Raw genomic sequence first — 24526 nt, 5'->3', positions numbered from 1 at the left:
TGGCGACAGGCGATCTTGATGGGCGCTAATGTCCGGCACATCAAGGCTCCACGCTGCGAGGCACACCTGCGCAACCCTGATGCATCTGAACGGGGTCCCTGCCGCAGTGATCGCCGCCTGGATCGAGCATAAGGACGCAAGCCCCACTATGAAGCTCTATGCCCATTCGCAGGACGATGCGCTCAAAGCTGCTGGCGCGACTTTGAACCGCGTTGTGACATTGCGTGACACTGGCGTGATCTGATCGAACAGTTCGAACGACGTTTGCGCCGCTGCAGTGGAGCCGGTGACGGGAATCGAACCCGCGTTCTCAGCTTGGGAAGCTGATGTTCTGCCATTGAACTACACCGGCTGGTTTGAGCACGAAGGCTAGCATCCGAGCGGCTACGCTCGTCGGGTGCTGCTCTCCGACCGCGACATCCGCGCCGAGATCGCCGCCGAGCGACTGAGTCTCGACCCGTTCGACGACACTCTGGTCCAGCCGTCGAGCATCGACGTCCGCCTCGACAGCTTGTTCCGCGTCTTCAACAACACGCGCTACACCCACATCGATCCGGCCAAGCAGCAGGACGAGCTCACCAGCCTGGTGCAACCCGAACCCGGCGAGCCGTTCGTGCTGCATCCCGGCGAGTTCGTGCTGGGCTCGACGCTGGAGCTGTGCACGCTGCCCGACGACTTGGCCGGCCGGCTGGAAGGAAAGTCCTCGCTGGGCCGCCTCGGGCTGCTGACGCATTCCACCGCGGGCTTCATCGACCCTGGGTTCTCCGGCCACATCACGCTCGAGCTGTCCAACGTCGCCAACCTCCCGATCACGCTGTGGCCGGGCATGAAGATCGGCCAGCTGTGCCTGCTGCGACTGACCAGCCCTGCCGAGCATCCCTACGGCAGCGCCAAGGCCGGGTCGAAGTACCAGGGCCAGCGGGGCCCGACACCGTCGCGGTCGTATCAGAACTTCATCAAGTCCAGCTGAACGTCGACGCATGGTGAGCACGCGGTAACCGCACAGAAACACGAAACAATCCGGAAACACGCGCGCCCCGCGACCGAAATCTGAAGCCGACATGCTCGTCCCCGACCGGGAGGAGCCCCATGGACGCGATCGATCCGGCCGCGACGGCCTGGCTGCTGGCGGCGACGGCGATGGTGCTGTTGATGACGCCTGGTCTGGCGATCTTCTACGGCGGCATGGTCCGCACCACCGGCGTGCTCAACATGATCATGATGTGCTTCATCTCGATCCCGTTGTGCACGGTCGCGTGGTTTCTCGCCGGCTACAGCGTGGCGTTCTCCGACGACGCCGGCGGCGGGTTGATCGGCAACCTGACCCACTTCGGGATGCTCGGCATCGATCCGACCACGCTGCGCGGCGAAGTTCCCGAACTGCTGTTCGCGACGTTCCAGCTCACCTTCGCGATCGTCACCGCCGCGCTCATCAGCGGGGCGATCGCCGACCGGGCCCGGTTCGCGGCCTGGATGGTGTTCGTTCCGGTGTGGACGGTCGCGGTGTACGCCGTCGTCGCGCACTGGGTGTGGGGGCCCGGCGGCTGGCTCTTCGAGTTCGGCGTGCTCGACTATGCCGGCGGCCTTGTCGTCGAAATCGTCTCTGGCGCTTCCGCTTTGGCGCTCGCCCTGGTGCTCGGCCCGCGGATCGGCTTCAAGAAGGACGCCATGCGCCCGCACAACCTGCCGTTCGTGTTGCTCGGTGCCGGGCTGCTGTGGTTCGGCTGGTTCGGGTTCAACGCCGGGTCGGCGCTGGCCGCCAACGGCACCGCGGCCGCGGTGTTCCTCAACACGCTGGTGGCCGGCTGCCTCGGCATGCTCGGCTGGATCACCGTCGAGCGGCTCCGCGACGGCAAGCCGACCACGTTCGGCGCCGCCTCGGGTGTGGTCGCCGGCCTGGTAGCGATCACACCATCGTGCGGGACGGTCAACACGCTCGGCGCGTTCATCGTCGGCGCTGCCGCCGGAGTGGTCTGCTCGTTCGCGGTGGGGCTGAAGTTCCGGTGGGGTTATGACGACTCGCTCGACGTGGTCGGCGTGCACTTCGTCGGCGGGGTCGTCGGTGTGCTGCTGATCGGCCTGATCGCCACCGAGGTGATGACCGCCGGTCCGTCGGGCCTGTTCTACGGCGGCGGACTGACCCAACTCGGCAAGCAGTCACTGGCGGTCGTGGTCGTCGCCGCCTATGCGTTCACCGCCTCTTACGTGATCGCCAAGATGATCGACCGGGGGATGGGCTTCCGGGTCAGCCCCGAGGACGAGACCACCGGGGTCGACTTCACCCAGCACGCCGAGACCGCCTACGCGGAGGGTGTGCACGGCCATGTGCCGACGAGGCGCCCTGGGTTGGGTGGACTCGGGGCCCTCGAAACACCCGGAACACCACAGCCGGCGGAAACCGCCGAAGAGAGTTGAACCGCCGGGCGCTTTCGGTCGTTGACACGAGTAGGGTCTAGATACCGGAGTCGGCCGTACCCGTGCCGTCCACACGCCGGCCGTGGCTGATCGTCCCTAGCAAATGCGGGTTCGGGTGTAACGCCCGCGCTGCTCAGGACGATAACGCACTAGTCGGCGGCTTGTGCGGAACGAGACACCGGTCGACGATCCAGGCAACGTAGCAAATACTCATGGAGGGGCAGTGGACATCGTACTGGGTGTGTCGATGACACCTGCGACGGTCCGCATCGTGCTGGTCGAAGGCGAGAAAGCCGACGGGGCGACCGTCGATCACGACGTCTTCGATGTGAGCGAAAGTGAGGGTTCGGCAACGTCGGGCGCGGCCGCCCAGGTGGTGGATGCGGTGCTCGGCACCAAGGAGAGCGCCGAGGCCGGCGGCCACGAACTCAAGGCCATCGGCGTCACGTGGAGCGACCACGCCGAGGCGGCGCAACTGCGCGACCTGCTGGCCGCCCGCGGCATCGACGACGTCATGCTCGTCTCCGACGGCCACGCCGCTGCCGCGCTCGCGCAGGCCGTCGGCCGGGCGGTCGGCTACGACACCACCGCGCTGTTGTTCATCGACCGCGACACCGCCACGCTCTCGGTCGTGCAGACCGACGACGGGTCGGTGGTCAAGGTGCTGGGCCGCACCCTGCACAGCCACGACGCGATGGCCGTGCTCGCCGACATGGCCGCCGCCGTCGACGCCCAGGACACGCGTCCGCAGGGCATGTTCGTCGTCGGTTCGGGCGTCGACATCAGCTCGGTGAAGAGCCACCTCGCGAACCTGGTGAGCCTGCCGGTTCATGCCCCCGACGAGCCCGAGATGGCGTTGGCCCGCGGCGCCGCGCTGGCGGCGGCCAACGCGCCCGCGTTCGAAGCCTCGACGGTCGGACTCGCCTACTCGCAGGACCCCGACGGCACCACAGCGGGCTCGGTGTATGCCGGGCTGGCTGGCGCCCAGACGCAGCTCGCCCCCGCCGGGGGTGATGGCGCCTACCTCGACACCGACGAGCCGCAAACCGACCTGTCACCCGCCTCCAACGACGACCGCAAGCCGTTCCTGCTCGTCGGCAGCGCTTTGACGTCGATCTTCGTCGTCGGCGTTGTGGCGCTGGTGATCTCGCTGGCCGTCAGCATCCGCCCGACCGCCGACCAGCGACCCAGTCCCGGCCAGAGCGCTATCGTGCCCAGTTCCGTCGCGCCCGCGCCGCCGCCTCCGCCGGTGGAGCAGGCGCAGCCGGTCCAGGCGCCACCGCCGCCGGCTGAGACCATCAAGGCGCCGGTACCCGTGGTCCAGGAGCAGCCCGCGCCGCAGTCGCCGCGGACCGTCTACGTCGAGGCGCCTGCCCCGGCACCGCAAGCGCCCGCCCCCGCTCCCGCGCCGGCGGCTCCGCCGCCCGCTCCGGCCGCACCCCCGCCGGCCCCGGCCCCGGTGGCGCCCGCACCAGTTCCGGCGTACGTGCCGCCGGCGGTGGCGCCGCCCTACCTTTACCCGCGGCCCCAGAACCCGTGGAGTCCGCCGTGGTCGCCGCGGCCGACGTGGACTCCGCCGAAGTCGCCGCCGTGGACCCCGCCGTGGCAGGACGAACCGGAAGAGCCGGAGTGGCCCGACCTCGAGACGCCGCCGTGGCAGAACGGGTCCGGCAACGGGTCCGGCGGCTATCCCGGTTCGGGCAACTACCCCGGGTCCGGGTCCGGCGGTAACTCCGGCAGCGGCTCCGGGCGGTACCCCGGCAGCGGATCCGGTGACGACGGGCCCCGACGCTCGGGCGGCTCGTCCGGTGGTGGCGGGTCGAACTGCTTCCTGATCTTCTGCGGATAGACACACTCGTAACCTGACGTTGGCCTGCCGCTCAGTGTCGCGTCGCGGTTAGCTCACACCGGCCGCATATCAAGGCCGTATGCGGTGCACCGTCTTCGGCACGGGTTATCTCGGAGCCACCCACGCGGCCGGCATGGCCGAGTTGGGCCACAAGGTGATCGGCGTCGACGTCGATGCGGGCAAGGTCGCCAAGCTCGCATCCGGAGAGATTCCGTTCTACGAGCCGGGCCTGCGAAACATGTTGCGGGACAATCTCACAGCTGGTCGGCTGACGTTCACCACCGACTACGACGCCGCGGCCGAATTCGCCGACGTGCACTTCCTCGGTGTCGGCACGCCGCAGAAGAAGGGCGAGTACGGCGCCGACCTGCGCCACGTGCAGGCGGTGATCGACACGCTGGTGCCGCGGCTGCGACGGTCGGCCGTCATCGTCGGCAAGTCAACGGTGCCGGTGGGCACCGCCGCCGAACTCGGCGACCGGGCGCGCGCACTCGCGCCGGCCGGGGTCGACGTCGAGATCGCCTGGAACCCGGAGTTCCTTCGCGAGGGCTTCGCCGTATACGACACCCTGCACCCCGACCGCATCGTCCTTGGGGTGCAACGGAACTCGACGTCGGCCGAGCCGGCGATCCGCGAGTTGTACGCGCCGCTGCTGGCGCAGCAGGTGCCACTTCTGGTCACCGACCTGCAGACCGCCGAGTTGGCCAAGGTGTCCGCAAACGCTTTCCTGGCCACCAAGATCTCGTTCATCAACGCGATCTCCGAGGTCTGCGAGGCCGTCGACGCCGACGTCACGCTTCTCGCCGACGCGCTGGGCTACGACTCGCGGATCGGTCGCCGGTTCTTGAACGCCGGCCTGGGTTTCGGCGGAGGTTGCCTGCCCAAGGACATCCGCGCGTTCATGGCGCGTGCCGGCGAACTGGGCGCCAACCACGCACTGACGTTCCTGCGCGAGGTGGACAGCATCAACATGCGTCGGCGCACCCGGATGGTCGAACTGACGACCGCCGCCTGCGGCGGTTCGCTGCTCGGCGCGAACATCGCCGTGCTCGGCGCCGCGTTCAAGCCCGAGTCCGACGACGTGCGCGACTCACCCGCGCTCAACGTCGCGGGCATGCTGCAACTCAACGGCGCCACGGTCAGCGTGTACGACCCGAAGGCGATGGAAAACTCCAGGCGGGTGTTTCCGACGCTGACCTATGCGACGTCTGTCACCGAAGCCTGCGCACGCGCCGACGCCGTGCTTGTGCTCACCGAATGGCGCGAGTTCGTCGAGCTGGACCCCGCCGACCTGGCCGGCGTCGTGCACGCGAAAGTGATTGTCGACGGCCGCAATTGCCTCGACGTCGGCCGGTGGACGCAAGCCGGCTGGCAGGTGCACTGCCTCGGCAGGGGTGCGAGCTTGCCCGCTCGGTAGGCTGGGGCCACCTGACCGAACCGCCAATCGGGTCAAGGGAGGCCACGTGGAACCGATTCGTCACGCTCGGCGGGCCGGACCCATCCGCCACCGGATTCGGTGGCTGGCCGTACACGGGTTCGTGCGTGGCGCCTCGAAACTGCTCGCCCTTCGCGGCGACGTGCAAGGCAGGCTGATCGCGGACCCGGCCGTGCGCGTCGACCCGGTGGCGTTCACCGAGGAACTGCGCGCGCGAGGGCCGATGGTCAAGGGCCGCGTCATGCACATCACCGTCGACCACGCGATCGCCAGCGATCTGCTGCGGTCCGACGACTACCACGTCCTGCCGATCGGGTCGAACCTGCCCAAACCCTTGCAATGGGTCGCGAACCACACCAAGACCGGGCTGCTGTATCCGCTGGAACCGCCGTCGATGCTGTCGGTGGAACCGCCCGAGCACACCCGCTACCGCAAACTGGTGTCCTCGGTGTTCACCACCAGAGCCGTTGCCACACTGAAGGACCGGGTGCAGGCCACCGCCGATTCGCTGCTCGACGGCCTCGCCGGTGCCGGAACCGTCGATGTGGTCGATCGGTACTGCTCGCAGCTGCCGGTCGCCGTGATCGGCGACATCCTCGGTGTTCCCGACGAGGCCAGACCCCGCATCCTGGAGTTCGGCGAGCTCGGTGCGCCGAGCCTCGACATCGGCCTGACCTGGGCGCAGTACCGCAACGTCTACCGGGGTGTCGAAGGCTTCAACGACTGGCTCTCCGAGCACCTCGAAGAGCTGCGCCGCCATCCGGGCGACGACCTGATGAGCCAGCTGATCGCGGCGTCCGACGAAGGTGCCCGGCTCAACCAGCAGGAGCTGATGGCCACCGCGGGTCTGGTCCTCGCGGCCGGTTTCGAAACGACGGTCAATCTGCTGGGCAACGGAATTCGGATGCTACTCGACCATCCGCGGCATCTGGACACGCTGTCGGAGCGTCCGGAATTGTGGCCCACCGCCGTCGAGGAGATCTTGCGCCTCGACCCCCCGGTGCAGCTCACCGCGCGGGTGGCGAAGAAGGACACCGAGATCGCGGGCACGCGGGTCCGGACCGGCAAGGGCGTGATCCTCTACATCGCGGGCGCCAACCGCGACCCGAACGTGTTCGACGACCCGCATCGCTTCAACCTCGAACGCGAGAACGCCGGCAGGCATCTGTCGTTCTCCGGCGGCAGGCACTTCTGCCTGGGAGCGGCGCTGGCGCGCGCCGAGGGCGAGGTCGGACTGCGCACGTTCTTCGAGCGGTTCCCCGACGCTCGGTTGGCCGGTGCCGGCAGCAGGCGCGAGACCCGGGTGCTGCGTGGATGGGCATCGCTGCCGATCGCGCTGGGCACAGCTCGCGCACGTATTGGTGCGCCGTCCTGACGCGATCGGCGGTTTCCGCATCGAGTATTGAGTACGTTCGGAGCGTGGATTTCCGAGCCGCGCTGCTCGACCAGACCCGGGCCTTCGGGAAACTGATCCGCAGTGCAGACCCGTCAACGCCCGTGCCGACCTGCCCCGGCTGGACGCTCAAGCAACTGTTCCGCCACGTCGGCCGCGGAAACCGTTGGGCGGCACAGATCATCGCCGAACGACGGATGGCTGCGCTCGATCCGCGCGACGTCCGCGACGGCAGGCCACCCGACGACCCCGACGGCGCGACCGACTGGCTCAACCAGGGGGCGCGGCTGATCGTCGACGCGGTCGAGCGGGTCGGCCCCGCCACTCGGGTGTGGACGTTTCGCGGTCCCCGCCCGGCGGGCTGGTGGATCCGTCGACGGTTGCATGAGGTCACAGTTCACCATGCGGACGCGGCGCTGTCCCTCGGCGTCGAGTACGACCCGCCGCCCGACCTCGCCGCCGACGCGATCAGCGAATGGGTCGAGTTGATGGCGAGCAATACGACGCAACCCGCGCTCGACCGCGGCCGCAGCATTCACATGCACGCGACCGACGACGGTCTCGGGCCGACCGGTGAGTGGACCATCGTCCACGACGAGGAAGGTGTCTGGTGGTCGCACAACCACACCAAGGCCGACGCCGCTCTGCGTGGCCCCGCCACGGACCTGCTGCTGGCCATCACCCGCCGGCGAGCGGCCGGTGATCTCGGCGTCGAAGTGCTGGGTGATGCCGCGGTGTGGGACCGGTGGCTGGAGCGGACGTCGTTCTGACGGCGTACCTTCTCGGCCATGACCAATTTGACACGCTAAAGCGCTAGCGGCTGTTGCAAGCAGAATCGCATTGAAACTGAAGGCTTTAACGCCGATTGGTTAAGTGTCATCTCAGGTTTCTCCTGACTCACAACGAGATTCGCGACTAGTTCAGTGGCTGCTGCAGATGCGTTAGTCAGGAGAGTAAGCGGCCGCATTTTGCGCACACTCACACGCTGCGAAACGGTGTGCTTGACAACTAAACTAGCACTAACTTAGTTTATGGACATGGCTCAGGTAAGCCGCCGCAGGATCGGACGACCGCCGGCTTCCGATGCGGAACCGACGGGCGAGCGGATCTTGGCGGCTGCGCTTCGGTTGTTCGCCGAGCAGGGTTTCGCCGGCACATCGGTGCGCCAGATCGCCGCCGCTGTAGGGGTAACCGACGCCGCGCTGTATTCGCACTTCCCCAGCAAGCAGGCGATCTTGAACCGGCTCATCGAATCGATGGGGCCACCAACGCCCGAATTGCTGGGCTTCGATGCGTCCGATGCGGTCGAGGCCGGGCCGCGGGTGGCCATTTCTGCCGCGGTCGATCGGCTGCTGGCCTACTGGAGCCAGCCCGACATTCGGATGTTCTCCGCGGTTCTGCTTCGCGAAGAGAGCCGCGCGTCGACGGCCATCCACGTAGCCGGAGCGATCGAAGCGGCACGCGGGGCCCTTACTCCGGTGTTCGCCCGGTGGCAGGAAGCCGGACAGCTCCGCACCGATTTGCCCGCGCGACAGATTGTTTGGGAGCTCATTGCCCCCCTCAACGTGATCCGCTTCCTGTATCTCGGCCACAACTCGCGTCCCGACGAAGTTGACCGCGCGCGGCAGATGGCCGCCGAGCACCTCGACTACTTCCTCGCCTGCACGATCACCGACACCACGGAACGGAGTACCACGCAATGATCTCCACGTACTCCAAAGAATTCATCGCCGCCACAGTGGCGGCTTGCGCCGCGATCATCGGATTCAACCTCCACCCCTCCCCGGTGACGATGTGGTGGACCTTCATCCCGTGCATGGTCATCGCCTACTGCTGCCACCTGGCAAGCACGGCCCGGCACGCCGCCGACCCCGCTCGCATACTCCCGATCTACCTCATCGCGCTGGCCTGGCAGTTTCTGCACTTCGCCGACGAATTCCAGGGAGGGTTCTACCGACGCTGGCCCGAGGACATCTTCGGTGCCCGCAGCATGTCCACCGAGTTCTTCGTCTGGGGCAACATGGCGAGCTACGCAGTTTTCGCCCTCGCCGGCTTGGCCATGTACCTGAGGCTGCCGCGCCGTGTGCCCATGCTGATCGTCTGGTTCTTCGCGGTCATGGGCGTCATGGGCAACGCCATCAGCCACACGTTGTACTGCTTTATCACCGGTGACCTGGGGTTCCCCGGCTTCTGGACGTCACTCGCTTACTGGATCATCGGCCCGGTCCTGATCTACCGACTGTGGACTTCACGCAGCGAAGGCCATCGGGTGGCTTCCGATCATGGGGGCAACATGGTCTCCGCGTCCGGTCAGCGACCCTGAAATAACAGGGTCCCCCCGATCGCCGCAGGCGCCGACACCGAACCATCCACGCCGTCTTTCCCGAGGGCATCGAGAACCTGTTCGCGATGCGCGACCTCAGGGATGAACCCAACGGTCGAAAGTCTCTGCCGGCCCTCCTGCTTACCGCGCACCTGGGCTGAGAATCGGCTGGCCAAGCCCGCCAGGAACCGGCGCAGGGCAGCCGTCCACGCACGAAGCCTGATCGCCGGTTAAATGTAGGCCACGAGACCCGTTTTAGGGCAACGTCTTACACATGACACTGACGCAAAGATCAGTTTAAACAACGCAATCCACGTGAGACGTTACGGATAAGCGGTGCGTACGCACACTTCATAACGGTCCCAATCGAGCCCCGTGCGTTTGGCGCATGCAGTGGCGGGGCCTTCGAGTGTGCTTGTTGTGATTCCCAAGGTGAGCGTGGACGCTAGTACCGCGGCGGCGCCAGGGGTTGCTAGGAATGTCATGAGTTGCCAGCTACTTTCGCGCCGTGGCTATAGCGACTGACAGCTCGAGAACCAGTTCGTCGTCGTGGACGAAGTCTTGCCAGCGCGTGACGACGTCGTCTTCGAGTCTTCGTCGGTGGCGGTCATCCGCCCCTAAGACGAGGCCCGCTATAGGTGTGACTTCGAGGTATTGCCAAAGGAATTCGGCCGGTGGCGGGAGTCGCAACGTCTTCGTCACGGTCTTGACGGTCACGTCTTGGAAGTGAGCGCCGTCCAACAGCTGGCGAAGTTCAGTTTCGCTCACTGAGAAGACCGCCCGTAGGAAACCGGGGAGATCAGGATTGATGTGGCGGCCAAGAGCATCAGCCATGATCTCGAACAGTCCCGGCATCGCTCCCGGCACGTTGACGGCGACGCGGCCACCCGGCGACAGCACCCGCCACATCTCGCTCACTGCCGCGGCTCGGTCGGGAAAGAACATCAGCCCGAGCTGACACGACGCCAAGTCGTAGGACTCATCGGCAAGCGGGAGAGCTTCGGCGCTTCCCTGCCGCCACTCGATTACGGCACCGGACGGTGCGGCGCTTGCGCGGGCAACCTCCAGCATTTCAGGGGTGAGATCCACTCCGACGACTTTCCCGGTGGGTCCCACCCGCTCGGCGGCCAGACGGGTGACGACGCCGGTTCCGCACGCGATGTCGACGACATATTCACCCGACTCGGGTGCGGCCGCCTCGATGAGATCCTCGGCCAACGGCGCGGGAATGAGCGGGACGAAATTGGCCGCGTAATTTTCGGCTTCGGTTCGCCGGAGGTCACGGTAATCAACTTGTTGAGTCATGGTGAGACGGTATGAACGGCAACGCTCTCGCCGCGTCGACCAAATCGACCATTTCGCTGCGATACCCGTGGTCAGTTCTGACCACTCGTCCCTCAGACGAGGTGTTGCTCGTAGGCGTAGGCGGTGGCCGCCGACCGGGACGACAAGCCGAGCTTCGTGAAGATGTTCTGCAGATGGCGCGCGACGGTGTGCTCGCTGAGCACGAGGCTCGCGCCGATCTCTCGGTTGGTCTTGCCGGCGGCGACAAGCCGTAACACCTCGCATTCGCGTGCGGTCAGCATGCCCTTCGGCCCCTGCGGACTCCCGACGAGTTCGGCCAAGCGTCGCATGTCTGGCTTGGCGCCGAGCCGGTCAAAGCCGTCACGTGCCGCGTCGAATTCCATTGCTGCGGAGTCGAAGTCGCCAAGCGCCCGGCACGCCAGCCCGCACTGGACTCGAGTTCGAGCGGCTTCGTAAGGCATTGCCAGGTCCCGCCACCCGGCCGATGCGCGGTGCAAGGCGGCAAGCGCCCCAGCGGCGTCGCCCTCGGCCAGCAGCGTCGACCCGTCGGCGTGAGCGGCGACCGCGCGCAGGAACGGAGCGTCGATGGTTTCGGCGAGCCCGGAGAGTTCGTCGGTGCTCGTCCGCGCTGCTGCGACGTCGCCGCTCGTGAGCATGATCTCGACGTGAGCCGCCAATGCGGCCGGCCGGCCGAAGGGATCTGAGCTTTCGTCCACCGCGCGGCGGATGGCGGTCGTCGCTGCGTCGAGTTTTCCCTCGGCCATTCGGAGTAAGGCCAAGCCGGGCAACGGCTCTCGTCCAGATTGGTGGGCCTGCCGGTATGCGGCCTCAGCGTCGTCGAACTCCCCGCGCAGCCGGTGCAGCTCCGCTTGCTGGTAGGCGGCCAGCCCGAAAGTAGGGTGTGGCGTCGGGTGTGACAGGTGTTCGCAGGCCTGACGGGCCGCGGTCGTCGCCTCGGACCACTCGCCGTGGATCTGCAAAATCTGCGCGCGATGCACGAGGCATTGGCCGCGGTAGGGGACGAGGCCGGGCTGGGCGTCACACCACTCGCTCAGTGCCACGGTCCACTCGGTTGCTCGCCGCAGGTCGAACGCGCCCATACACGTCTCGATGACGGCGCAGTAGACGATGCCGGCCGGGATGGGCGACACTTCGCCCGCGGTGACGCTCACCATCGCTTCGTCGAGCAGCGCCACACCCCGCGCGGTCTCACCGCCGGTGACCGACGCCTGACCTTGCCCCAACCGAGCGAGGGCCGCCAGGTCCGGGTCGGCGAACCGTGCCGCGATCCTGCCGGCCTCGGCGAACATCGCAAACGATTCGGCCGAGTCCCCACTCGTCCACAACTGAAGGCCCGCGGATACGAGTAGGTAACCGCGGGCGGCGCAATCCAGCTCGCGGTCCTCCACGAGCCGGCCTACCCGCGCGAGCCATCCGCCGCCGCGTGCGCCGTTGCCTGCAAGCAGCTGTGTGAGCGCCAGCCAGAACCCGCACTCTGCGGCGCGGCCGGGGTCGTCGCGCGCCAAGTGCGCGGAGTAGGCCTGTTCCCAGGCTCGAGTACTTTCCTCGTCCCTTCCCAGCAGGTAGGTGGCAATGGCGAGGCGTTCGAGATCGTTCGCATCGAGATCGCCTTGCGCGCTGGCCTGGATCAGGGTGTCGTAGACCTCGGGCCACGCCCGGTGTTCAAAGGCGTCCTGCGCCCTGTCGGTGGCCGCCATCATCTCAGTCTGGCGCATTGTGAGGCGACACAGGTGCCGATCGTCGGCCGGTAGGCGTCGCCAGCACCGCGGCGATACCCGTCGTCAGCGGAACCGACAATGCCAACGCGATACCGCCGACCGCCGAGCGGGCGATCTCGATGGCCACACTCTCGCCGGTGAGCACGTCGCCGAGGGCCCGGTTGGCGACGCTGAACAGCAGCAGCAACGGCAGCGCACTGCCCGCATAGGCCAGCACCAGGGTGTAGACCGTGCTCGCGATGTGGTCGCGGCCCACCCGCATGGCACCCACGAAGATCGCCCGCCGCGTGGCCCCCTCGAGTTGGGCAAGCTCGAACACGGTGGATGCCTGCGTGACCGTGACGTCGTTGAGTACGCCCAGTGACCCGATGATGAATCCGGCCAGCAGCAGCCCGGTGATCGACACATTGCCGAGGTAAGTCGCGACCGCATTGTTCTCCTCCTCGGACAGGCCGGTGAGGTGAGCAAATTCTATTGCGGCCCAAGATAATACCGCTGCGAGGAGCAGGGATGTCAGTGTGCCCAGCAGTGCCGCGCTGGTGCGCAAACTCACGCCGTGTGCAAGGTAGATCACCGCGTAAAGGATCAGCGCCGATGCCACCAATGCGACGGGAATGGCGGCGGCTCCGTCCCGTAGGGCCGGCAGCATGAACACGACGAGCACCGCGAACGCGACGAGGATGCCGACGAGCGCACGCAACCCGCGCCATCCGGCGACCGCGACAACCACCACCGCGAACGCCGCGGCCAGCCCGGTCAACGGCCACGCCCGTTCGTAGTCGTAGAACGAGTAGGTCGTCGTACCGGTCGGGTCGACCTGGCGGGTGATCCGGATCTGGTCACCGACCGCGAGTTGGGGCTGCCCCGGCCCGCCGCTGAACTGCAGCAGGGTGTGGGCACCCCGGTTCGGGCCGGAGTCGATCGCGATGAGCGAGTGCACGCAATTGGCGTTGCCGCCCTCCGCCGGTACCGGTTCGGTCGTCAGCACCGCTCCCACGGACGGCCCGCCGCAGACGGCTGCGCTGCTGGACACCACGTGGCCGGCCTCGGTGGTGACCGCTCCGCCTTCGGCGTTCTGGAACGGCAGCGGGATGTCGGTCTTCTGCTGGCTTGGCCACAGCCAGGTGGCGCCGACCAAGACGGCCAACCCGATCGCGATCAACAGGCCGACGACGACCTTCGCTGCGATGGGCCCGAGCGGCGCTGGACCCTGCAGGGAATGCGAGTGTCCGTGCGAGTGCGTCACGGACTACAGCGTAGAGAAGGCCGCTACTGCCGGTAGCTGACGAGGAAGTTACCCAGCCGCTCGATGGCGTTGGCCAGATCACGGGCCCACGGCAGCGTCACGATGCGCAGGTGATCCGGTGTCGGCCAGTTGAAACCGGTGCCCTGTGTGACGAGGATCTTCTCTTGCAGCAGCAGATCCAGAACCAGCTGCTCGTCGTCGACGATGTCGTAGACCTCGGGGTCCAGGCGCGGGAATGCGTAAAGCGCGCCTTGGGGTTTCACGCAGGACACGCCGGGAATCTCGTTGAGCATCTGCCAGGCCACGTCGCGCTGCTCGCGCAGCCGGCCGCCCGGCAACACCAGGTCCTCGATGCTCTGATGTCCGCCGAGGGCGACCTGAATCGCGTGCTGCGCAGGCACATTCGGGCACAAGCGCATGTTCGCGAGCAGGCTGATGCCCTCGATGAAGCTGCCGGCGTTCTCCTTCGGCCCGGTGATCACCAGCCATCCGGACCGATACCCGGCCACCCGGTAGGCCTTCGACAGCCCGTTGAAGGTCAGCGTCAGCACATCGGGGGCCACCGACGCCATCGCGATGTGCTCGGCGTCGTCGTAGAGGATCTTGTCGTAGATCTCGTCGGCGAGCAGCAGCAGTTGGTGCTCACGCGCCAATTCAGCGATCTGCTCGAGGGTTTCGCGGCGGTATACCGCGCCAGTCGGGTTGTTCGGATTGATCACGACGATCGCCTTCGTGCGGTCGGTGATCTTGGATTCCAGGTCGGCGATGTCGGGCATCCAGCCCTGCGTCTCGTCGCACAGGTAGTGCACCGGGGTGCCACCGGCCAACGAGGTGCAGGCGGTCCACAGCGGATAGTCCGGCGCCGGGATCAACACCTGGTCGCCGTTGTCCAAAAGCGCCTGCAGCGTCATTTGGATCAGCTCCGAAGCGCCGTTGCCGAGATAGACGTCGTCGACGTCGAATTTCGGGAACCCCTCCACGAGTTCGTAGCGGGTGAACACCGCGCGCCGGGCCGGCATGATTCCCTTGGAGTCGGAGTACCCCTGCGCATACGGCAGCGCCTGGATGATGTCGCGCATGATCACATCGGGCGCCTCGAACCCGAATGGCGCCGGGTTGCCGATGTTGAGCTTGAGGATGCGGTGGCCCTCGGCCTCGAGGCGCGAAGCGTGCTCGTGCACCGGACCGCGGATCTCGTAGAGAACGTCCTGCAGCTTGGAAGACTGCGTGAACGTGCGATGCCGCGGGCTGTGCCCCGTGGCATGGATCGGCACCTGGTGCGTGGTCACGCCCTCCATAGTCTCACTGCTGTCCAGCGATTAACGAAAAAGCTGCTCAAATGGCGTCAGCGCTTGCCCGGCGGGCGTGCGCCCTTGGCGATTCCGAGACCCTTCACCGGTGGCGGCGCCGGCTTGTCTTCGTTGTCATCAGCGACGGAAGGCTCAGCGGCAGCGGCGGTTTCGCCATCGGTCGCCGACTCCTCTTGTGCCGCAGTGGGTTTCGGGGCAGCAGGCGGCTGCGCTGCCGGGGCTGCCTTCTTGGCGCCCGGCCGGCGGGCACCCGGCGCGATGCCCAGGCCCTTGACCTCGGGCTCGGGCTTGCCGTCCAAACCTCGGTCCGAGTCCGCGGTATCGGTCTTGGCGCCCGGCACCGCCTTGTCCGGGTCGACGTTCGGCGGCTGGGTGACGGTCGCTTCGCCCGCGTTGGGGGTCTTGGCGGCCTTCTTGGCGCCCGGCCTCTTGGCGCCCGCTGCGATGCCCAGGCCCTTCACCTCGGGCTCCGGCTTGGCCGTTGCCTCGGGCGCCTCAGCGGCCGGTGCCTGAGCGGCCTGAGCGGCCGGTGCGGCCTTGTTGGCGCCGGGACGCTTGGCCCCGGCCGCGATACCGAGCCCCTTCGCGGGTGCCGCTGCGGCAGCGGGCTTGTCAGCGGCCGGCTTTTCCGCGGCGGCGGCGGCCTTCTTCGCCCCGGGCCGCTTGGCGCCGCCCGCGATACCGAGGCCGGTGACCGGCTTGGACCCCGCCGGCTGAGCCGGTGATTCGGTCGCGGTCTGCGCGGCGGGCTCCGGCGTGGCCTCCGCCTCGGCCGGCGCCTCCTCGACCGCCGGCGCCCGCGCGGCCAGCTCGGCGGCGCGTTCCTCGGCCTCCTTGGCCGCCGTGCCCTTTTCGGGCAGCGTGATCGCGGTCTTGTCGAGGGAGCCCAGCAGCAGCTGAGCGACGTCGAGCACCTCGGCCTTCTCCACGTTGCGGGAGGCGGCGACGTCGTCGACACCGTCGGTGATCATCACGCGGCAGAACGGGCAGCCGGTCGCGATCGTCGAGGCGGTGTCCATGGCCTCTTCGGTGCGTTCCACGTTGACGCGCTTGCCGATGTGCTCTTCCATCCACATCCTCGCGCCGCCCGCACCGCAGCACAGGCCACGATCGGCGTGCCGGGGCATCTCGGTCAGCTTCGCGCCCGACGCGCCGATCAGCTCACGCGGCGCCGAGTACTCCTTGTTGTGCCGGCCCAGGTAGCACGGGTCGTGATAGGTGATGTCCATCCCGCCGTCGGCAGGGGTGACCGGAATCAGCTTCTTGTCGCGGACCAGCCGGTTCAACAGCTGCGTGTGGTGCAGCACCGTGAAGTTCCCGCCGAGCTGCGGGTATTCGCGACCCAGGGTGTTGAAGCAGTGCGGGCAGGTGACCACGATCTTGCGGTCCACCCGCTCGACGCCCTCGAAGAGATCGTTGAGCGTCTCGACGTTCTGCGCGGCCAGCTGCTGGAACAGGAACTCGTTGCCCGAGCGGCGGGCCGAGTCGCCGTTGCAGGTTTCCCCCTCGCCGAGCACCAGGTACTTCACGCCCGCGGCGGCGAGCAGCTCGGCGACGGCCTTGGTGGTCTTCTTCGCGCGGTCCTCGTACGCGCCGGCACACCCCACCCAGAACAGGTATTCGTAGCCGTCGAACGACTCGACGTCCTTGCCGTACACCGGCACGTCGAAATCGACCTCGTCGATCCAGTTCGTGCGGTCCTTGGCGTTCTGGCCCCACGGGTTGCCCTTGGTCTCCAGGTTCTTGAACAGCACGCCGAGCTCTCCGGGGAACTCCGACTCCATCATCACCTGGTAGCGCCGCATGTCGACGATGTGGTCTATGTGCTCGATGTCGACCGGGCACTGCTCGACGCACGCCCCGCAGGTCGTACAGGACCACAGCACGTCGGGATCGATGACGCCGCCCTGTTCCTCGGTGCCGACCAGCGGGCGGGTGGCCTGCTCGGGCCCCGAACCCATGATCCGCTCGAAGCCGGACTCGGGAACGTGGTCGTGCGAATGCTCCTCGGAGTGCTTCTCGCCGCGAACTTCCTCGCCGAGACCGCCCTCGGGGGTGTTCTCGAGCGGCGACTCCTTGTCGCCGAGGACATAGGGCGCCTTGGCGAACAGGTGATCGCGCAGGTTCATGATCACGAGCTTGGGCGACAGCGGCTTGCCGGTGTTCCACGCCGGGCACTGCGACTGGCAGCGGCCGCACTCGGTGCACGTGGTCATGTCGAGGTAGGCCTTCCACGTGAAGTCCTCGATCTTGCCGCGGCCCAGCACGGCATCCTCGGGCGGATCCTCGAAGTCGATCGGCTTCCCGTCGTACTCCACCGGAAGCAGCGGACCCAGGCCGTCGGGCAGCCGCTTGAACGTGACGTTGATCGGGGCCAGGCCGATGTGCAGGTGCTTGGAGTGCAGCACGATCAGCAGGAACACCAGCATCACCGCGATGTGCAGCAGCAGCGCGATGGTCTCTATCCACTCGTTGGCGGTGTGGCCCAGCGGGTTCAGCACCCAACCCATGAACTGCGAGAAGAACGCGCCGTTGCCGTACGGCAGGGCATCGGTGTTCACCGCGGCGCCACGCACCAGGGCGTAGGTCCAGATGACGTTGAAGATCATGAACAGGATCAGCCAGGCGCCGCCGGTGTGCGATCCGTAGAAGCGTGAGTCGCGCCCGTGTTCCTTGGGCTCGGTGCGCAACCGGATGATCGCGAAGATGATGATGCCGACCAGCACGGCGACGGCGAAGAAGTCCTGCAGGAATCCCAGCGCGTCCCAGCGGCCGATGAACGGGATGTGGAAGTCGTGGTCGAAGAGCAGCCCGTACGCCTCGAGATAGACCGACGCGAGGATGAAGAAGCCCCACATCGTGAAGAAGTGCGCGATGCCGGGGATCGACCACTTCAAGAGCCGGGTTTGCCCGAACACCTCTTTGATCTGCGTGGTGATCCGCGTGGCGAGGTTGTCTTTGCGGTTGTTCTCCGGGCTGGTCGGCGCCCCGGAACGGATCAGATTCGTCAGCCAGAGCACGCGTTTCGCGGCGAAGACCAGTACGAGTGCCGTCAGCCCGAGGCCGACGACGAGTCTGATCAGCATCTGGGTGTCCACCGCGCGCCTCCCGTTTCTAAGTTACCCAAGAGTAACTTAATGCATGTTACCCGTCGGTAACTTTAGCTCAGGGCCTGCTCAAGCCCGGGGCTCATAGTTGCACCTTGCGGGGATGCGCCGCTACGAAGGTTGACCTAACTACGCGCCGTCGCCCGGTTCCGGTGTGACGGGCGCGGGGTCGTCGCCGGTTCCCTCGTCGCTCGGTGCGGGGTTCTCGGGCGTCGATCCGCCGTCCGCTCCGCCGTCGCCCGGACCCGGGTCGATGGGCGGGGGTTCGGATGCCGGAGGCGGCTCGGGCGGAGCTGTTGAAGGCGGTGTCGTCGTCGGCGGGGCCGTGGTGGGCGGCGCGGTGGTTGGTGGAGTCGTCGGTGGCGTGGTGGCCGGTGGGGACGTGACCGGCGGGGGCGTGGTGACCGGCGTCGGCGCCTGCGTCGCCGGGGCGTGGCGGGGAGTGTGCCGCTGGGGCGGGGTGGATCGCTGCGCGGGTTGGACCACGACGGTGGTGGCGTGCGGAGCCTGCGGCGCGGGCGGCGTAGGAGTCGGAGCCGGCGCCGCAGGCGCGTGGGGCGGCGCAACCGTGGTCGCCGCCTCGACCGGGGTGGCGGTGTCGTCACGCAGTTGCATGACGCCGAACAAGGCCGTGGTGACCACCGCGGCCGCCGCGGCGAGGCCGAACAGGATGAGCGGTGACCGCCGCGGCGCCGCCGATTCGTCGTCCTGCCAGTCCTCCTGCTGAAAGTGAAGGTCGGGCCGGAAGTCGGCCGGGGAGTCGGTGAGGTGCACGGGCAGTTCCGCATCGTTCTGGTCATCCTGGTCGTCCTGCGACCAGGCCAGCGCGCCGAACGTGCTCGACGGTGCCTCGGCGTCGAACAGCGTCGTCGCGCTTTCCACGACCCCGCTGCGCTGGGCCGTCAGCGCTGCGCCCGCCGCGGCGGTCAGCTGTGGTTGCGCGGTGGTCACCACCGGCGCCCGCAGGTGTGCGGACAGCCGCTGGGTGATCAGCGGAACGCGTGCGCCGCCGCCGATCGTCGCCACGGCCGAAACGGCCGCCGTCGGCACCCCGTAGCGTTCGAGCGTATCGTCAAGTGCAGCAAGGAAATTCGTCAGCGGTCCGGCAATGAGCCGGTCGAGCTCGGTACGGGTGACGCGAATCTCGGCGTGGTGTCCGGGCAGGTCGACGGCGACGGCGGTCGCAGTCTGCGCCGACAGCCGTTCCTTGGCGTCGCGGCATTCGTCGCGCAGCCGAGCCAGTGAACTCACCATGGCCGTCCCCGACGGATCGGCGTCGGTGGTGATCGAGGCCATCACATGCGTCAGCAGCGCCTGATCGACGAGGTCGCCGGAGAAGTCGGCGAAGCGGACGGTCTCGCCGACCACCGCGTGGTTCGACGATGCGTTGACGAGCGTGATGCTGGTGCCGCTACCGCCGAAGTCGCAGAGCACCACCACGCCGCGAGACGGTAGGCCGGGGTCCGCGTTCAGCGCCGTCAACGCGGCGGTCGCGTCGGAGACCACCGGCACCTCGTCGTGAAGGGCACGGCGCAGGGTGTCGGCGACCGACGGCCGCCAGTGCGCAGGGACGGCCACCGTCAAGTCCGCCGCGCCATCAGCGGGCGCGAGCGCGCGCAGCGCCTCGGCGAGCAACTGCTCGGGACGGTGCGCGGAACCGTCGGGTGCGACGAGCGGCACGGGATCGCCGACGCGGTCGACGAAACCGGTGAGCCGCTGCCCGTGCAGAGTCACCTCGGACGGCCGAATCGCCGCGGCATGCCCGTCGCGCGTCGCGGCGAGGTTGGTCGCGCCGACCGACAGGCCCAGCGGTGCGGTGGGACTTGCCTGGTCGTTGAACATGGCATGACGCTATTGCGCTGGCCGGAGCGACGAATCCGGTGTGAGACCCATCGTCGAAAGCTCCGGTTAGGGGATTTCGGTTAGGGGATGGCGGCGCGTTAGGGACTCAGGTCTGCGGCGCCAGCATCGCCCGCAGCATCGACAGCATCTCCGAGCGGGATTCGGCGCCGAGGCGCCGCCGGATCCGCGCGACATGGTGCTCGACGGTCTTCGCCGAGATGAACAGTTGCGCGCCGATGTCGCGGTAGGGCATGCCGAGCAGCAACAGCTCGGCGACCTCGCGTTCGCGGTCGGACAGCCGCGACGACATGGGCCGCGAGGCGCCCGCCCGCGGAGCCTCGGGTGCAGCGGGGTGATCGACGCCCGGTGCCTCGTCGACCGCGACGGTCTGCTTCAGGTCGCGGGCGAGCTGCAGCATCGCTCCGGACACCCGGCCATCGGGGCTCTGCAGCGCGGCCTGACCGGCCAGGCGGGTGGCGTCCCAGGTCAGGCCCACCTGCGCCAGCAGCCGGGCCGCCGCGGTGACCTCGTCGACGTCGACGTGGTTGGCCAGCACCCGCAACCAGGTCCGGCCGGCGGTGGCCAGCGTCTTGGCGAACGCGCTGTGGCCGGCCGCGGCGGTCAGCGCCTGGCCGTGCGGGGCGACCGCGTCCGGCGCGTTGGCCAGGATTCCGGCGTGCACGCCGGCCCAGTGCAGCGGCGCGGACCACAACACCGGATCGCCGAGCGAGCCGAGCAGGGCGAAGGCCTCGTCGATGGCGTGCTGCAGCCGGTCGACCTGACGGATCCGGGAGGCGGCCACCCACAGCTCGCCGAGCGGCAGCAGCGAGAAAAGGTCCGTGGAGTACTCGGCGAGCACCTCGACCGCTGCGTACCAGTGCTTCTGCATGGCGCCCGTGTCGCCGCTGCGGCGGGCGATGGCGGTCTGCAGCGCCGCCGCCCACAACGCATCACGGCGGTGCAGCGGGGAACTCGCGTCGGCGTCGGCGTACACGATCGTGACGTCGGAGGTCGCAGCGGATAGTTGGCCGTCCAGCATGCGCACCCAGCCCAGCAGCAGCCGGTGCCTGCGGGCGACGAAGAGCGCGGCCTCGGGTCCGTCCTCGAGCCCCGAGCGCACGGCGCGGGCGATCACGCTGCGGGCCCGCACCGGATCGCCGCCGTGCAGGGCGGCGAGCGTCACCAACGCCGCCGAGGTGTCCGGCGCGACGCCCGCCGCCGGCTGGTCCGCGGTGATCGCCTGGCCCAGCCGGGCGACCGCGGCGGGGTACGGCGACTGCAAGGACATCAGCAGCCCGTCGGCGAGGCTGCGCGCGGCCCGAGCCGTCGATGTCGGAGGGCCGCCGGTCTCCGCAGACAGCGCCGCACGAGCGGCGGGCAGGTCGCCGGCGGCGAGCGACACCACCGCGCCCGCCGCGCTGACGAAGGCGTCCGGATAGGGGCCCAGCCAGCGGAACAGGTCGGCGGCCTGCGCTGCGCTGCCGTCGTGGACTGCGATGCTGGCGGCGATCCGGACCGCGGCGGCCCGTTCAGCGGCGTCCTCGGACCCGAGCAGCTCGTCGGTGAGCCGGCTCGCTGTTGCGCAGTCACCGGTCATCGCGAGCGCATCGGCCAGCTGCGAGCTCAGCGTGGTGGCTCCGGCGTCGGCGGCGGCGCGGTAAAGCCTTGCCGCCCTTGCGGGTTGGCCATGGCTGCGGGAAGCGAGTTCGGCCAGCGCGGTGGCGAGTCGGTCGTCGCGCAAGCCGTGCTCAGCCAGCTGTAGCGCCAAATCCGCTGTCAGCGTGGATGATTCCAGCTGGGACACCAGCAGCGCCACCTCGATGTCGTGATGCCGCGCGGCGCCGAGGACCTGGGCGATGCACCGATGCAGTGCCCGCAGGAAGGCGCGACTGTGGGACGGCTCGATCAGCCCCGTGGCGCGGGCACGGTCCACCACGGCGTGGGCGTCCACGGCGCTCATCCGCAGTGCGGCGGCGACGTCGTCCGGACCGAGATCTCTGCTCAGCGATGTCATCAGCAGCGTGTCGAGCGTGGCGTCGTCGACGCGACGCAGCCGCTCGATCAACGCGTACTTCGCGGCCTGCAGGATCGCGGTGGCCGGCGGCTCACCGTCCGGAGCGGCAGCGGCCGCGATCGCGGGCTGCAGCAGGAACGGAAGGCCGGCCGTCGCGACGAGCAATGACCGGACGAGGTCGGATGCCGGTGGGCCGCCGAGCTTTTCGGCAGCGAGGTGCGCCACCTCCGCGGGCGGCAGCGGGCCCAGCGCGACGATCGGGTTCTCGCGTTCGATCGCCGTGGTCAACGCGCGCAGTGCGCGACGATGCACGAGTGGTTCGGTGCCGATGACGACGGTCGAGGCCGGGTCGGCGACTCGGCCCGCGAGGTGGTCGAGTTCCTGGTCGTCGAGCAGGTGCGCGTCGTCGATGACCACGGCTGCCCCCGGGTCATCGCCGGCACGCAGGGATCGGGTCAACACCGCCGGGCCCGCGGACCGCAGAGCCGTCCGGATCGCGGCCAGCACCGAACTCTTGCCTGTGCCGATTCCGCCGGACACCAGGAGCTTGACCGGTTCGGTCGGCGCTGTCGTCAGCCGTGCGACCGCTTCACGCGCGGCTGGCGGGATGTCGGTCCGCGGGTCCGACGCGGTCATGGTCTACGGCTCGTCCGGAACCGGCACGTCCGGGACCGGCTCGACCGTCGTGGTGACCGGCGGTTCGGTCGTCGTCGGCGGCTCGGTGGTCGTCGGCTGTGTCGTCGTGGCACGCGTCGTGGTGGTGGTGGTCGGCGCGGTCGTGGTGGTCGTTGTGGTAGTCGTCGTTGTGGTCGTCGCCGTGGTGGTGGTCGGCGCGGTCGTGGTCGTCGGCGGAGGCGGCGGCGGCACGACGGTGGTGCTGGGCCGGCCATCCGATCCGGTGACCGTGATCGTCTGCGGCGCAGCCGAAGTCGTCTGCTGCGGCGACGGTCCGGTTTCGACGGTGGTCGCGGTCTCGGTCACCGGTCCGGTTTCGCCGCTGGTGCTCGTCAGCGTGACCGCCAGGCCGCCGACGGCCAGCAGCGCGGCCGCGGCGGCCGCGCCGAACAGCACCGTGGGCCGTCGGTACCACGGCAGCGGTGGCGGTTCGGGCTCGTATCTCTCTTCCTCGTGGGCGAACTCCATCGCCGGGCGAGCACCGGTCATGCCCGGTTCGAACGTGTAATCCTCACCGGCATAGGGCACCGGCTCGTCGGCCGGTGACTCGTCCTGCGACCAGGCCAGCGCCCGGAACGTCGCCGAGGCCGGCGCGGCGGCGGCCGCCCCGGCGGCCGCCACGCCCGCCGCCCCGGCGGCCGCCACCCCTGCCGCACCGGCGGCCCACGCGGCGGCGGCCATGGTCGCCGGGGCCATCCCGGTCGGAGCATCCGCTGCAGCAGCCATCCCGGTCGCCGCATCGGCGACGTCGGCGATCAGCGCGGCGCCCGCGGCGACGTTGAGTTGGGACTGCGGCGTCGTGATCACCGGCGCGCGCAGCCGTGTCGACAGCTGCTGTGTCACCAGCGGGATGTTCGCCCCGCCGCCGACGGTCGCGACCGCCGACACGTTGGCCAACGCAATGTTGTTGCGCTGCAACGTTTCTTCGACGGCATTGAGCACACCGGCGAGCGGTTCGTCGATCAGTCGCTCCAGCTCGGTGCGCGTCACCCGGACGTCGGAGTTGAAGCCGGGCAGTTCGGCGTGCACGACGGCGGCGGTCTCGGCCGACAGCCGCTCCTTGGCCAGCCGGGCCTCGTTGCGCAGCCGGGCCAGCGAGCTGACCGCCGCGGTGCCCGCCGGGTCGGCGTTGTTGGCCGCCGCGATACCGGCCACGACATGGTTCAGCAGCACCTGGTCGATCTGGTCACCGGAGAAGTCGGGATAGCGAACCGTCTCGCCGATCGACCCGAAGCCGGCGCCGGCGTCGGCCAGGCTGATGCTGGTTCCGCTGCCACCGAAATCGCACAGCACGACGACGCCGTTGGACGGCAGCCCCGGCGCGGCCTGCAGTGCGGCGAGCGCGGCGGCCGAATCCGCGACCAGCGTGGGCGCCACCCCGTTGCGAGCGAGGCCGGGGGCGGCTCGCAGCGCGTCCCGCAACGCGCCCACAGTGGCCGGCCCCCAGTGCGCGGGCACCGCGATCACGACGGGGGCGCCGCCGCCCACCGTGCGCCCCATCGCGTCGAGCGCCTCGACCAGGACCCGCTCGCCGCGGTGCGGTGTGCCGTCGGCGGCGACCAACGGCACCGGATCTCCGACCCGTTCGACGAAACCGCTCAGCACCATGCCGGGTTGGTTCAGGTTCGGGTTCTCGCCCGGGATGCCGACCTCCGGTGCGCGGTCGTCGAACACGGTGAGGATCGACCGGCGCATGACCGGGGGGCGGCCGATTCGGGCCGCCACCAAATTGGTCGATCCGATCGACAACCCGAGTGAGTCGCTCATCTCCACCTTTGCGTGTGGGTGCAATTGGGCCCGGCCATCACGATAGCGGCTCATTTCCTTCCATCCCGGGAGCTGCCCCTAGTGCGGCGAAATCCCCTAACGGTGC

Annotated in this window: 16 protein-coding genes, 1 tRNA gene and 1 pseudogene; 9 read left to right on the top strand and 9 right to left on the bottom strand. The window is 68.6% G+C overall.

Going from position 1 to position 24526, the window contains the following annotated elements; genetic code table 11:
* Positions 1 to 24 precede the first annotated feature (24 nt).
* A pseudogene (locus AU185_RS17860) lies at positions 25 to 244 on the top strand (tyrosine-type recombinase/integrase); the annotation flags it as partial.
* Positions 245 to 278: 34 nt separating this feature from the next.
* Here AU185_RS17860 and AU185_RS17855 read toward each other — a convergent pair.
* A tRNA-Gly gene (locus AU185_RS17855) sits at positions 279 to 352 on the bottom strand.
* A 45-nt stretch (positions 353 to 397) separates the two neighbouring features.
* Here AU185_RS17855 and dcd point away from each other — a divergent pair.
* The 8 genes from dcd to AU185_RS17815 all read left to right on the top strand — a co-directional run bounded on the left by dcd (position 398) and on the right by AU185_RS17815 (position 9415).
* On the top strand, positions 398 to 970 hold the full coding sequence (gene dcd, locus AU185_RS17850; protein ID WP_059098673.1) for a dCTP deaminase: 573 nt from the start codon (positions 398 to 400) through the stop codon (positions 968 to 970).
* A gap of 119 nt (positions 971 to 1089) precedes the next feature.
* A complete protein-coding gene (locus AU185_RS17845; RefSeq protein ID WP_059098672.1) occupies positions 1090 to 2415 on the top strand; it encodes an ammonium transporter in 1326 nt (441 codons plus the stop codon).
* 223 nt (positions 2416 to 2638) lie between these two features.
* Entirely contained in the window at positions 2639 to 4264 is a 1626-nt protein-coding gene (locus AU185_RS17840; RefSeq protein ID WP_059156993.1) for a DUF7159 family protein, read from the top strand.
* A gap of 79 nt (positions 4265 to 4343) precedes the next feature.
* On the top strand, positions 4344 to 5681 hold the full coding sequence (locus AU185_RS17835) for a UDP-glucose dehydrogenase family protein (protein ID WP_059100269.1): 1338 nt from the start codon (positions 4344 to 4346) through the stop codon (positions 5679 to 5681).
* Between the two features lie 55 nt (positions 5682 to 5736).
* Positions 5737 to 7074 (top strand): cytochrome P450, encoded by a 1338-nt coding sequence (locus AU185_RS17830; protein WP_059100271.1) that lies wholly within the window; start codon positions 5737 to 5739, stop codon positions 7072 to 7074.
* Between the two features lie 44 nt (positions 7075 to 7118).
* On the top strand, positions 7119 to 7862 hold the full coding sequence (locus AU185_RS17825; RefSeq protein ID WP_059100268.1) for a maleylpyruvate isomerase family mycothiol-dependent enzyme: 744 nt from the start codon (positions 7119 to 7121) through the stop codon (positions 7860 to 7862).
* 261 nt (positions 7863 to 8123) lie between these two features.
* Positions 8124 to 8795, top strand: a complete 672-nt coding sequence (locus tag AU185_RS17820; RefSeq protein ID WP_059100267.1) for a TetR/AcrR family transcriptional regulator — start codon at positions 8124 to 8126, stop codon at positions 8793 to 8795.
* Positions 8792 to 9415, top strand: coding sequence for a hypothetical protein (locus AU185_RS17815; protein WP_059100266.1), 624 nt, complete (start codon positions 8792 to 8794; stop codon positions 9413 to 9415). The genes AU185_RS17820 and AU185_RS17815 overlap by 4 nt, the downstream gene beginning before the upstream one ends.
* A gap of 495 nt (positions 9416 to 9910) precedes the next feature.
* On the opposite strand, the gene AU185_RS17810 is transcribed toward AU185_RS17815, so the two are convergent.
* The 8 genes from AU185_RS17810 to AU185_RS17775 all read right to left on the bottom strand — a co-directional run bounded on the left by AU185_RS17810 (position 9911) and on the right by AU185_RS17775 (position 24420).
* On the bottom strand, positions 9911 to 10720 hold the full coding sequence (locus AU185_RS17810) for a class I SAM-dependent methyltransferase (protein ID WP_059100265.1): 810 nt from the start codon (positions 10718 to 10720) through the stop codon (positions 9911 to 9913).
* Between the two features lie 92 nt (positions 10721 to 10812).
* Positions 10813 to 12438, bottom strand: coding sequence for a LuxR family transcriptional regulator (locus tag AU185_RS17805; protein WP_231740350.1), 1626 nt, complete (start codon positions 12436 to 12438; stop codon positions 10813 to 10815).
* A gap of 4 nt (positions 12439 to 12442) precedes the next feature.
* On the bottom strand, positions 12443 to 13705 hold the full coding sequence (locus tag AU185_RS17800; protein ID WP_059100263.1) for a YibE/F family protein: 1263 nt from the start codon (positions 13703 to 13705) through the stop codon (positions 12443 to 12445).
* Positions 13706 to 13728: 23 nt separating this feature from the next.
* Positions 13729 to 15003 carry a pyridoxal phosphate-dependent aminotransferase gene (locus AU185_RS17795; RefSeq protein ID WP_059100262.1) on the bottom strand — a complete coding sequence of 425 codons (1275 nt, stop codon included), beginning with the start codon at positions 15001 to 15003 and terminating at the stop codon, positions 13729 to 13731.
* Between the two features lie 47 nt (positions 15004 to 15050).
* Positions 15051 to 18113, bottom strand: a complete 3063-nt coding sequence (locus tag AU185_RS17790; RefSeq protein WP_059156992.1) for a heterodisulfide reductase-related iron-sulfur binding cluster — start codon at positions 18111 to 18113, stop codon at positions 15051 to 15053.
* Between the two features lie 138 nt (positions 18114 to 18251).
* Positions 18252 to 19964 carry an Hsp70 family protein gene (locus AU185_RS17785; RefSeq protein ID WP_059156991.1) on the bottom strand — a complete coding sequence of 571 codons (1713 nt, stop codon included), beginning with the start codon at positions 19962 to 19964 and terminating at the stop codon, positions 18252 to 18254.
* A gap of 106 nt (positions 19965 to 20070) precedes the next feature.
* Positions 20071 to 22614, bottom strand: coding sequence for an isoniazid response ATPase/transcriptional regulator IniR (gene iniR / locus AU185_RS17780; RefSeq protein ID WP_059100193.1), 2544 nt, complete (start codon positions 22612 to 22614; stop codon positions 20071 to 20073).
* Between the two features lie 3 nt (positions 22615 to 22617).
* Positions 22618 to 24420: an Hsp70 family protein gene (locus AU185_RS17775; RefSeq protein ID WP_059157003.1), complete on the bottom strand. Its 1803-nt coding sequence runs from the start codon at positions 24418 to 24420 to the stop codon at positions 22618 to 22620.
* Positions 24421 to 24526: the final 106 nt, after the last annotated feature.

The sequence above is a fragment of the Mycobacterium sp. GA-0227b genome, from assembly GCF_001499855.1.
Lineage (GTDB): Bacteria > Actinomycetota > Actinomycetes > Mycobacteriales > Mycobacteriaceae > Mycobacterium.
This window is presented reverse-complemented; position numbering and strand designations above follow the sequence as displayed.

What these genes read in the sequence shown, in the direction of transcription:
- AU185_RS17845 (WP_059098672.1), top strand. Translation starts at nt 1,090, where the DNA reads ATGGACGCGATCGATCCGGCCGCGACGGCCTGGCTGCTGGCGGCGACG.
- AU185_RS17835 (WP_059100269.1), top strand. Translation starts at nt 4,344, where the DNA reads ATGCGGTGCACCGTCTTCGGCACGGGTTATCTCGGAGCCACCCACGCG.
- AU185_RS17820 (WP_059100267.1), top strand. Translation starts at nt 8,124, where the DNA reads ATGGACATGGCTCAGGTAAGCCGCCGCAGGATCGGACGACCGCCGGCT.
- AU185_RS17815 (WP_059100266.1), top strand. Translation starts at nt 8,792, where the DNA reads ATGATCTCCACGTACTCCAAAGAATTCATCGCCGCCACAGTGGCGGCT.
- AU185_RS17810 (WP_059100265.1), bottom strand. Translation starts at nt 10,720, where the DNA reads ATGACTCAACAAGTTGATTACCGTGACCTCCGGCGAACCGAAGCCGAA.
- AU185_RS17805 (WP_231740350.1), bottom strand. Translation starts at nt 12,438, where the DNA reads ATGGCGGCCACCGACAGGGCGCAGGACGCCTTTGAACACCGGGCGTGG.
- AU185_RS17795 (WP_059100262.1), bottom strand. Translation starts at nt 15,003, where the DNA reads ATGGAGGGCGTGACCACGCACCAGGTGCCGATCCATGCCACGGGGCAC.
- AU185_RS17785 (WP_059156991.1), bottom strand. Translation starts at nt 19,964, where the DNA reads ATGTTCAACGACCAGGCAAGTCCCACCGCACCGCTGGGCCTGTCGGTC.
- iniR (WP_059100193.1), bottom strand. Translation starts at nt 22,614, where the DNA reads ATGACCGCGTCGGACCCGCGGACCGACATCCCGCCAGCCGCGCGTGAA.
- AU185_RS17775 (WP_059157003.1), bottom strand. Translation starts at nt 24,420, where the DNA reads ATGAGCGACTCACTCGGGTTGTCGATCGGATCGACCAATTTGGTGGCG.